General features: G+C 40.9%; 6 protein-coding genes and 1 pseudogene. All 7 read right to left on the reverse strand.

What is annotated here, in order from left to right:
* Positions 1-116 precede the first annotated feature (116 nt).
* Entirely contained in the window at positions 117-2,585 is a 2,469-nt protein-coding gene (locus tag QZ076_RS08205) for a glycoside hydrolase family 2 TIM barrel-domain containing protein (protein ID WP_293712298.1), read from the reverse strand.
* A gap of 29 nt (positions 2,586-2,614) precedes the next feature.
* Entirely contained in the window at positions 2,615-3,859 is a 1,245-nt protein-coding gene (locus QZ076_RS08210) for a glycoside hydrolase family 88 protein (protein ID WP_293712301.1), read from the reverse strand.
* A 50-nt stretch (positions 3,860-3,909) separates the two neighbouring features.
* Positions 3,910-5,076 (reverse strand): alginate lyase family protein, encoded by a 1,167-nt coding sequence (locus QZ076_RS08215; RefSeq protein WP_293712304.1) that lies wholly within the window; start codon positions 5,074-5,076, stop codon positions 3,910-3,912.
* A 219-nt stretch (positions 5,077-5,295) separates the two neighbouring features.
* Entirely contained in the window at positions 5,296-6,120 is an 825-nt protein-coding gene (locus QZ076_RS08220; protein ID WP_293712307.1) for a DUF5032 domain-containing protein, read from the reverse strand.
* Between the two features lie 359 nt (positions 6,121-6,479).
* The gene (locus tag QZ076_RS08225) at positions 6,480-7,901 is read right to left on the reverse strand and encodes a hypothetical protein (protein ID WP_293712310.1); all 1,422 of its coding nucleotides are present in this window, start codon (positions 7,899-7,901) and stop codon (positions 6,480-6,482) included.
* Positions 7,902-8,178: 277 nt separating this feature from the next.
* Positions 8,179-9,813: pseudogene (locus QZ076_RS08230) on the reverse strand (IS1182 family transposase).
* A gap of 111 nt (positions 9,814-9,924) precedes the next feature.
* Positions 9,925-12,186, reverse strand: a complete 2,262-nt coding sequence (locus QZ076_RS08235) for a cation:proton antiporter (RefSeq protein ID WP_293712312.1) — start codon at positions 12,184-12,186, stop codon at positions 9,925-9,927.
* Between the last annotated feature and the right edge of the window lie 56 nt (positions 12,187-12,242).

Consider the following 12,242-nt stretch of genomic DNA (forward strand, 5'->3'; position numbering starts at 1 on the left):
TATTGAAGAATCGTTTTATGGCATAAAAAACCTTTGCCACCGTAATGGCAAAGGTTTGCATTCCCTTAGGCAAAATATTGCGTTTTAAATGCACAATTGTATTAGTGCCTTTCCGTCTACATCAACTCTATAAAAGTAGTAGGAGTGCCATCCGACTTTACAGCAACGATACTCTTACCTTTATTTAGATTCGCCTTAATCCGGGCTCTTCCATTATAAGCCTGTACCTTGCGACTACCGGTAGATGTTCCCTGATTCTGGATCAACGAACCGTCACCGGCTATTTCAAACTCGATATATTCCTTTGAATCAAGACAGCGAACACCATCTTTGTCGAAAAGCTGCGCTTCCAATAGAACGGTATCGCCTTCACGGGAAACGACAGACAATGTAACGTATGTCTCCTTGCCCCACTTGGCCGTCTGATATTCCTGGCTGATCTCATCCGTCACCTCAGTTTTTCCTTTCACGGCAACAGCACGAATATCATTCTTTCCCTCTTCATATACACAGTTCCAACGCAGTCCGGCTGCCGGATAATCCTGGCTGTTGCGTTTCTTCACGCCCTGGCTGATGCCGTTAACAAATAATTCGACAGCTTCGCAGTTTGAGTAAACCAGAATCTCTTTACGATCGCCTTTATTCCCCCAGCGTACCGGCCAACTATGACCATAGATATGTACCATCGGCTCGGTTGTCCAGTAGGACTGGAATACATAATAACTTTCTTTCGGCGTAAAATCGCGTTCGACAACACCCTTTTGATTCACGTATGGAACCGGATTTTCAGGACGGACAGGTGTCGAGAAATCCTTAAACGGCCAGTAGGCGGTACCGGTTAGCCACGGCATTGTTTCCTGTTCCTTCAAATGCCAGTCTATCAGACGGACAATATAACTTTCAGACCAGTCGCCGTCTTTCGAAGCACGGGCGGCTCCTCCGTATAAAGAGGCGTCGCCTTCGCGTTCGTCTGCTCCTTTTCCCGATTCAATGCCTTTCAGATTGGCAAAAACATTCTCTGAATGGCGACGGGCATGGCTGTCACCTCCCCATTCCACATGCAGGAAATGTTTTACTTTCTTCATTTCTTCTTCGGAAACAGATTTGTAATCGGTAAATATCCCCCGATACCATCCCGCCCAAATGGAAGGAGAATAAACATCGACGATATCGCTGCAAAACTCGCAACGGCGTATAGCGGTCATACGGGTATCATCCAAACGGTGTGACAGGTCGTGTTGCTCTTTCATAAAAGCACGGATAGCTCCTTTATCGAACTCACTGAAATCATTCGGCCAGTCGTTTTCATTACCTAATCCCCAGATAATAACAGACGGATGGTTATGATGCTGGTCGATCATATTTGTCAACATACGACGTGCCTGCTCCTTATAAGTATCTCCACCCAGGCCACCACGACACCAGGGGATTTCTTCCCAGACCAGAATACCCAGTTCATCACAAAGCCGGAGGATTATATCCGATTGTTGATAATGCCCGAGACGGATAAAGTTGACACCCATATCTTTCATCATCTGCATTTCAGTTCGCATCATTTCTTCAGTCATGGCCTGTCCCACTCCGGCATGATCTTCATGCCGGTGAGTTCCGCGAAGCAAAAGCTGCCGGCCATTCAGGAAGAACGGACCCTTCTCTTTGAATTCAAATTGGCGAAAGCCAAAACGTTCACTGACAGTCAGGATTTGATCATCGGCCTTGACAGTCAGTTCGCATGTATAAAGAGTCGGAGAGTCGACATCCCATAAAGCTGGATTTTTGATCTTTGCTTCTGCCAGCAACTGATTTCCGAGGGGCAGGATATTGTCAATCGTTTGTGAATAGACCTGCTTACGATCTGCATCATATATAGCTACGGAGACATCGGCATCCCGAATATCTTCCGGATTATAGAAAGAAGCTTTTATACGAACGGTTCCCTCTTTCCACCCGGCCGAAAGCTCCGGTTCCAGCCGGATCAGTTCAAAGGATGTTTTCGGCAAATAGACCAGATTCAGGTAACGGTAAAGACCACCATACAGGTTAAAGTCGGACAGATCGGACGGGATCATTTCCAAATCGCGTGAATTATCACAGCGGATAGATAAAGGCACTTTCCCTTTGAAACGTTTCACCAACTGATCATCTGCCATAAAGGATTTTACAGCGTCGGTTATATCGACACTCCATTCATCATAACCACCTACATGTTCGCCAACCAAAGTCGTATAAATATAGACTTTCGTTTTCTGCCCGGCACCTTCGAAATCGAGTACAACACGACCTTCGGCATATGGATTATCAATGGTCAATAATGTCTTGTACCAACCCGGACCCTGATAATAATTGACGTCGGGATCTACGGCATCTTCTGCGTTGAAGCAATGGGGCAGCGTAACTTTCTGCCAGACAGGTACGGTTTCCGGATTTCCCGGTGAAGCCGGGCGTACAGCCTCCCAGATTCCTCCCAGGTCACCTTTCAGGTATTCCCAATTTTCCGTTAACCGTATTTTCTGATTAGTAGGTACTTTTCCTGCCATCGACAAACAGCAAAACAGGAAAAGACAGGTATAAAGAATGTTTCTCATTATGTTTATTTGTTTTATTGATTACTCATTTATAATATCGCAGTCCCCTCCTTTTCCAGTTTATGTTTTCTAAGAAGAGCCTCCAGATAATAATAATCGGCATATACGATCGGGACATCCACTTCTACATTATGCATTTTAGAGCCCGTGCTGTGTAATAACAGAAAACCTCTGTCTTTACCGGGCGCAGTACGATACTCCCAGGATAGGTTCTCCAGGATCGTATTTGCTTTTGTGATATAATTTTGACGATTGGTGGTATCATACATACTTAATTCGTATAAAGCGGAAGCCGTTACGGTTGCAGCCGATACGTCACGAGGTTCGGCTGGTATTCCCGGCGCATTGAAATCCCAGTAAGGTATCTGATCTTCCGGTAGGTTCGGATGTGAAAAGATATAGTTCTCTATATGTTTCGCCTGTTCCAAAAACTCAGGTAAACCTGTTTCACGGTAGCACATGGTATAGCCGTAAAATCCCCATGCCTGACCACGCGACCAAGCTGATTCATGTGCATACCCCTGATGAGTATGTTTATGCAACACATCCCCTGTAATCGTATCATAATCAACCACATGATAAGAACTATAATCTTTACGGTAATGATTCTTCATGGTCGTACGGGCATGATTTACAGCAACGTTATAAAACAAAGAATCACCACTCGTCCTGAATGCCCAGAAAAGAAGTTCCAGGTTCATCATATTGTCAATAATAACCGGGCAATCCCATTTATCCCGGCTATGGTCCCACGAACGGATCGCTCCTACTTTCTCTTTATAACGGGTAGTCAATGTATAAGCGGCCTGCAACAAAACATCTTTATAAGCAGCATCTCCAGTCAGACGATAGCCATTCCCAAAACTGCAATATACCTTAAAGCCCATGTCGTGCGTTCCCCCGTTCATCTTTTCACGCTCTATCAAAGCGGTTTGTTCCCGGGCCTTTTCTTTCCAGAAGTTATCTTTGGTGTATTCATACATATACCAAAGTTCACCGGGAAAGAATCCGCTGGTCCAATCACGGGAAACTACCATATGCAGTGTGCCGTCGGCTTCAACATTACGCGGACTGGCCAATGGACCCTGATTCTGCTTATCACGCAAGACTTGCTTCTCTCTGGGTTCTGCGGAACGGACAGCATCCATTTCTGCAAAAGCTTGCTTTAACTGTGTTGAAGCAAAAGAAAAATTATCCTGAACAAGGTCAGGTTTATCGGTTCCGCAAGAGGCTAAGACAACCAATAAAAATAAGACAGGAGTTTTGAGCTTCATATTTTTTCAACTAATAAAGTAAATCGATTATATAGTGTAAGACATTGTTTTCACAACCACAGTAATGGATGACGAATAGGTAAATTCCTGACGACTTCATCATGTACCGGAAAATGTTCTAACGTCGACCAAGTAGACACATAGTTTTCATTCGGTGTATCGTAAGAGCTGAACAACAAGGCCGGATGTGCCACAGGCCATTCATCCCAATACATTACATCTTTGTCGAAAGGCCATACTGATTTATCTTTTATATAAGGGAAGAGCCACGCTACCCCTTTCTGCATATTTCGTCCGTCTTCCGTTGTATATTGCCATAGATTATGATTCTCATCAGAGAGGATATGACAGAGCGTTGCCATCGCATCCAGGTTAAAAAGGGAATATCCATATGGTTTTGTCCGTTTCAATTCTAACGGAAAACTACCATCCGTATCCATTTGATCTGGCAACAGAACCGTCTGAAAACGATCTCTGCAAAAATCCAGGACCTCTGTATTTCCTGTATATTTAGCAAACAAGGCAGCCTGCATCACCCAGCAAGTACCATGATTATTCTTTGCGTTCATTTCATCTTTTCCATAGGGATGATTGGTTAGCCAATACAAATACTCTGAAAGCCAGCCTTTTGTTGCAACTATATCTTCTTCCGGGAGTAAGTTATTCTGCTCCATCACGATCAGGGATTGGACGACTTCCAATAGATGAATCGTATCGATAATACCGATTCCACGACCTGTTGCGATTCCTTTGATAGCCTGAGCATATTGAAGGTCTGGGTTCATGCGTGTTTCAGGATTTATAAACCAGGCATGAATATGTTTTAGAGCTTGCTCAATATATTTTTTATCTTGGGTAATGATCCAGGCAGAAGTAAGATCGCCAACGATAGTACTGAAGCGTATCATTGCATGACGGTGGGCCACAAAATTATTGGGATTCGTTTCCCCGTCACGACGGATGTAAGCACTATCCGGACTGGCCGGATTCGGCCACCAGTAATCGCCTTCGGAATAAAAATCGTGAATTCCACCGACACTTCGTTCAGCCACAAAGGAAGTCACTGTGACAGGGTCCTCTTCCAACGCTTCATTTCCCCGAAGGACAACTTCAGAGCACAACAAGTCAGATACCTGTTTCTTCAATCGTGATTTATTAGAACAGGAACAAAAAGCAAATGCGACAATTGAAATCAATAATAAAAACTTTGTATTCATGGCATGAGGTCTCAATAGATAGACTTGTATTTTTGCTCAAAAATACTGTTTGTCCTCTTTTATCGTTTTTAATATTATCGCAAAAGCTTGTAGATTTATTGCAAAAGGGATATTTGTAAGATATTTATACAATACCGACAGATAATCGCATCACATATTATTAAATGCGGTTTAACAACTTATATGAACAGTCTTTTAATGTACAGAAAGAATCTTTTACTACTTCGAATAGGTAAACAGATAATTATATGTATGCTGTTCTGTCGCCTTTTCGCCCGAAGTAATCTGTTCTTCGATAGTCATACTGGTAATATAATCGCCAGTGGTCGTAAAATGATATTTGTAACTTGCAGTTGTATCATCATCTTCGGAAAGGCTGTAATAAGTAGCCGATTCGGGTAGGTTTTTGCTCGGATTGCCATAAAGCAGATTGACCGGAGAAACAATATCAAAACTTACCGGTCTGAAAGAAGGTATTACACGCCAGGGGAAATTGGAAGGAGTCAAGTCTGTGCTATATTTATATTCAATTCTTTTCTTATCCTGAGTAAAAAGGATAATGTTCCCGTTTTCCCACGAATAAGTTTCTTCTTTGTCAAATGTTTGCGATTCATATCCACCCTTTTCTTTAGGCCATGTCATTATCCGCGAAGCACCAATCAGGCTGGAGCCACTATAAGTATAATCATATCTGTCACTTACATAAACTTCTTTATTATAAGGATTATCCTTTTTAACGGATTTTTCGATAATGACACTACCCCGCATATCATATTCAATCCGTTCAATGCCGTCTTCCGGATTTATCATTGTAATCTTTTTATCTACATATATAAAAGGTATCTTATTACCCTTAACAAAATCGATAGAGGCAATTTTATCGTCGCTTGTATAATTGATATAGCTAAAAAATACGACATCCGTCCCTTCTGAGCATATTACTTGGGATAGTTTGTCTAATTTAGGAACAACAGGTTTATCATCATCTCCGCATGATAATAATCCGATAGTCATTATCATCAATAAAAATGCATACTTTTTCATCTCTCTTCCGTTTTTATTATTCAACGTGACAAAATTAGAACATTTGGAGAAATAAAGACTGAAGTAACCAATTTTAAGCAATCATGTATGAATAAAGCCTATATTTCCCCAAAAGATGTCCAAGATATTTCCAGAATAAAACACTATAAACAAATAGCTTACTACAAAAAAGAACATATCATAAACAATATCTAAATTTTAACAATAAGGATATGAAACATTGAACACTCAAAGTACTTCTCTTACGTAGATTTTCACCATCCAATTAATTACCATTCATGATACAGTTAAAAATGCTATGCTAAATAAGTTATTAGCATAGCATTGTATAGAAAGGTTGATATTATATTAAGATATTATCAATGTTGTATTATAACCTTTTCAGTTTGTTTATTTGAAGCATTTACAATTAATGAAATAACATAAATACCATTTGGTAAACTACTTACATCAATTACACCTCCACTATTTGTTAATTTTCCTTTTTTTACCAATATACCAGTAAATTGATTATAGAGCTCATAAATAGGATCTGTCCTATTATTCAAAATTTGAGAATTCTCTTGCTCATTTTTCGTAATTGCGATAGTCCCATTTTTTAAGTTCTTAATATTATAACTAGAATAGCCTGAAGTTGAATTATTAACTTGAGCACCAAGCAACACTTTATTACTCCAACCAGCAGCATTTCTCGCACGAACTAAAATATTAGCTGTGGAAGATGCTGGAGTATATAGAGACTTTAAGAACACTACGGATTTATTAGCAGTAAGAGGGTTAAAAACTTCCCAACTTGTAGAACTCCATTCATATTCTAAAATAGTACCACTTCCACTATAAGTTGCACGGCATTCATTTCGATTCGTAAAATAAGCATAAAGTGTATTGTTTGATCCTAATGTTACATTCACCAAATTAATATCAGGAACTCCCACTGCTATTCTTTTGGAAAGAGAAAGTCCAAATGCAGAAACATAAATAGAAGCATTTGCATCAGAACCAATTGCTTCTACTGTAATACTAGGACCACCTTGTCCTGATACAATTCTCAAATTATTAGAAACAGTCCATGTATAATTTCCACTCGGGGCATTCAGTAAACTATATATTCCCCGAGCATTAGCGACTAAGGCATCATCACCTGTTATTTTATTAGGTAATACAGCTATTGATTTTTTTGCTTCCGCCACCTTTTCAGAGCTCTCATTATAAATTGTTGCAGTTAAAGTTTTTAATCCTGAAGATGTAAAATATCCTTTAATAATATTATTACCTTCTTCTGTTTTTATAAAATCGGTCCCAGTTAGAATTCCGCTATAATTACCTGGAAGATCATCTTTCAAACTAACATTAATAACTATTGAACTGCTAACTATTGCACCATCAGGAGCAGAAATAATTATATCACTCACAGTTGTTGATTCAATATTCACATTTGTAGAAACTTCTGTCATGCCTACATTCGTAGTATATACATTATAGGCCCTGATAAAACCTTTTTGTCCTGAAACCTTCCATTTCAGAGTTATAGAAGCAGTTGTCCCATGTCTTGTAACAATATCACATTGATTAGAATCAATCTCCCATTGAACCAGTTGGTTTTGAGATTCTGTTGTACTCCCACTACTATATTTCACTTTATAAGTTTGTTCCACTCCAACCTTTGCAACTGTTCCCTGATCTATTCCAGGGCCAGAAAGATAAGGATATGACTGAGCTGTAAGCATAAAATTAGACAACATGCATAAAAAAATGCATATTAAAAATATTTTTTTTTTCATAACTTGTAATATTAAATTATACACAAAATAATACTACTGATCAGCAAGTGTTCGCAATATACTAAATAAATAATAAAAACAGAAAATATTTCATGTTTATTTATATGTATATTATTTAATGTATAAAAACAAATCACATTCGTCTAATATTATACCAAGACAATCAGCCACATAAATGGCGACGACAAGATGACCTCACGTGTCTGGTGGAATAAATAATAAATAAAGTTCTTACAAAGGTTAAGAAGGTGTCTGAAAAAAATGCCTTCTTTTTTTGTTATGCAGCCAGTTTATTATTCATTTTTAATTTAAAAACATCTTTGTCCTTCTCAATTATCTCTCTTAGAGAAGTAATCCTACAGAAATAAGTAAAAAACAAAAGAAAGCTGACTATTTTAGCCAGTTTCCTTAGATTATGTGCAATAGCAACCAGGGTAAACTCTGTTTTTACCTTCTCCAGTCCTCTTAATCTAAACCGATTCCACGCTGAGTTATGCTTTATTTGTGCAAAGACGGCTTCTGGTTCTATACATCGTCTGCCCCGATGATAAATACCCTCCTGGCTCAAGAGCCTTTCGCGTACTTTTTGTTTGTACCTGTTTAGATTACAGTTGACTTCGATGATCCTGTTCTTCTTAGATTTATGACATCTGGATTTCAGCGGGCACACCTCGCAGTTCTGTGTCTGATAACGCTTCAGTACGGATAATACATATCCTAAATCGGATTTACTTTTCCTTTGGCCTGTACATTCCATATGTTGTCCCATCGGGCATACGTAATAATCCTGTTCCCGGTTGTAGTAAAGGTTCTGTATGGCAAAAGCATCCTTCTTCCAGGCTCGCTTCTGCTCTTTGTGGAAATGATTGTATTTGACAAAGGCCTCTATACCCACATTCTCCATAAACTCATAGTTTTGTTCGCTTCCATAACCGGCATCGGCCACTAATATAGAGGATTGTCTATGATAAGTCTCTCGAAAATCTTTCAAAAAAGGAATTAGAGTTGCCGTATCTCCGGCACGCCTGTAAATCCCAAGATTGGTAATAAACTAGTTCTCTGTAGCAATCTGTATGTTATAGGCGGGCTTCAATTGTCCGTTTTTCATATGATCTTCTTTCATGCGCATGAAGGTCGCATCCTCATCTGTCTTACTGAAAGAATTACGATCTGCTAATTTCTCCAATTGCGATTCGTATTTAGCCAGCCGGGGCAGATATTCTTCCTGTAGCTTTTTAACTTGCTTTTGCTCAACTTTGTTCATCCCGGAGAGCTGTTTGTTTAAAGCACTCACCTTTTCTCGTAAACCACAGGAATCCATATCGGGTAAGGCATCCGGTGCTCTTTCCTGTTTGTCCTGTTCGATATGTTTGTCAACCTCACTAAGGATTGCCTGTATTTTCGATTCCAGTTTTGCCTTGTTCTTTTCCACGCTGCCACGCCAGACAAATATGTAGCGGTTGGATGCTGATTCCACTTTGGTGCCATCCACATACTGTACATTCAAACTAACATAGCCGGATTCCTGTAGCAGCAGAACAATGGCTGAAAACAATGATTTTATACCTTCTTTTAGACGTTTGCCACGGAAATCATTGATAGTACGGAAATCGGGAGTACTATTACCTGCCAACCACATGAAGTGAATATTCTCCTGCAAGGCCTTTTCTATTTTGAGGCAGGAATAGATATTGTTCAGGTACGCATAAAACAAGACCTTGAGCATCATACGGGGATGGTAGCTGCTGGTGCCTCCTCCTTTATAGGCTGAGAGTAGACTGCTAATATCCAAGGCATCTACAACACTGTTTACAACACGAACGGGATGATTGGGATCTATCTTTTCCGATAAACTAACCGGAAAAAGTACATTTTGGTTGGAAGTAAACTCTTTAAATACTATCTTAGCCATTGCTATAATGTTTTTTTGCAACGGTAAGATAATACTTTTTACCGAAATAAACAATAGCGAATGGGGCTATCCGACTTTTGGGACAGCCCCTTTCTTCTTTACCTATATCCGTTATTCTCCTTTTATCAACTCCTGTATCTTACTCTTATCCCCTACAACCCATACCAGGTCGTCCGATTCGAAAACCGTATCGTTGTCCGGTGTTATTAGGGGATTGCCATTGCGCTCGAGGCCAACGATCAGGCAATTATACCGGCGTCCGACATTCGACTGCGTAATACTTTGACCAAGAAACGGAAAATTCTCATCCACAATAAATGAATTCACCGTAATCTCTTCCGGCTGCCTGCCGCAACAATCATCACCGTATTCCTGATCCTCCAGTTTAGCCTGAAAGGCTTTCAGCTGTTCATCCGTTCCTACCACAACCACCTTGTCCTGCGGATAGATATGGTCGGAACCTCCGGGAATATAAATCTTATGATCACCCCGGATAATCTCTACGATACTTACTCCGAAATCCTTTCGGAGAGGCAACTCGGCCAATGCTTTTCCGGCATAGGGAGAGCAGGGAGAAACCGGCACTATGGCCAGATGAATATCCTTATCGCTCAACTGCTTGTTAAAACTGGTCTTCAGAGGGTTTCGTTTCTTGTCTACCTCTTCGCGACGGTTCAGATTGGTAAGGAAATGGGCTTCCAGCTTGGAATACTGGTTCAGATCGCGACGGAACAGAATGATCAGGATCATGACTCCCACAGCAATAATCGCACCGATACCATACTGCACATGATAATACTTGATCAATACGATCGAAACGAACAGAATAGCCACAAACACCCTGAACAACACAAGAGCCACCAACTTACCATGATTATATTTGTTATCCTTCCACAAGCTCATAAACAATTCAGGCGAATTATTCTTATTAGCCACCAATCCCGACAAGAAAGGAGTCATCAGAAGAAGTGTCAGCACACTCATGACAATGCTTCCCCACATATCCATCGCCGGGAACTTTTCCACCAGCAACGGATGAATAATCCGGGTAGACAACAGCAGGATAGCCGTTAACAAGACCGAATAGATCAATATCTTTCCGGCATAAATCTTCAATAGCTTTCTCCAGTCGCTCTCATGGTTGATCGTTTTCGATCCCGACGAATACCGGTCCAGGAAGTCGCGTGCCTTATCCGGCAGTATATTGTATAACCATTCTGCAAACGGCCCCGACAAACGAATGAAATAAGGAGTAGTAAATGTAGTTATCACCGACACCGCCACGATGATCGGATACACATAATCGTCAAGCACTTTAAGCGATACGCCCAGGGCTGCAATAATAAAAGCAAACTCCCCGATCTGTGCCAGGCTAAAACCCGATTGTATAGAAGTTTTGAGCGGTTGTCCCGATAACAAGACACCAAAAGAAGAAAAGAAAGCCTTTCCTATAATAGTAACCAATGTGATAAGAATAACCGGCCATGCATACTCGACCAGGACAGCCGGATCGACTAGCATACCCACCGATACGAAAAAGATAGCACCGAACAAATCCTTCACCGGTTTGATAATATGCTCGATACGTTCCGCCTCGATCGTTTCCGCCAAGATCGATCCCATAATGAAAGCACCCAGGGCAGCCGAGAACCCCGTCTTGGTTGCCACCACCACCATTCCCAGACACAAGCCGAGGGCTATTACCAGCAACGTCTCATCATTCATCAGCTTCCTGACCTTTTTCAGCAAAGCCGGAATAACGAAGATCCCCACCAGAAACCAGAGGATCAGGAAGAAGGCGACCTTCAGGATACTACCGATCATCTCCTCTCCTGCAAACTCCTGGCTGACTGCCATCGTCGAAAGCAGTACCATCATGATGATGGCTACCAGATCTTCCACCACCAACGTGCCAAAGACAATTCCCGTAAAACGCTGGCTCCGTAATCCCAGGTCATCGAACGCCTTTATAATTATGGTAGTCGACGACATCGACAACATTCCTCCCAGAAAGATAGAATTCATCGTAGACCATCCCAGCAAATGCCCGATCAGATACCCCACGATCAGCATCGTTATCACTTCCGTCATCGCCGTGATAAAAGCGGTAGATCCCACATTCATCAACTTTTTAAAGCTAAACTCGAGCCCCAGTGCAAACAGCAGGAAGACGACTCCCATCTCCGCCCAGAGATTAATATTTTCTACATCGACTACCGTCGGAAAGATATGGATATAAGGCCCGGCCAATAACCCGGCTACGATATATCCCAGCACAAGCGGTTGTTTCAGCCATTTAAATAATAAGGTTATTACACCTGCGGATATAAGGATCAAAGCCAGATCGGAAATCAAATCGGGTAAATGCGACATATGTAATTATTGATTAGTAAGTTTCGTAAACAAAAATAACATTTTCTGACGTTTTA

It is taken from the genome of uncultured Parabacteroides sp. (assembly GCF_905196875.1).
Taxonomy (GTDB): domain Bacteria; phylum Bacteroidota; class Bacteroidia; order Bacteroidales; family Tannerellaceae; genus Parabacteroides.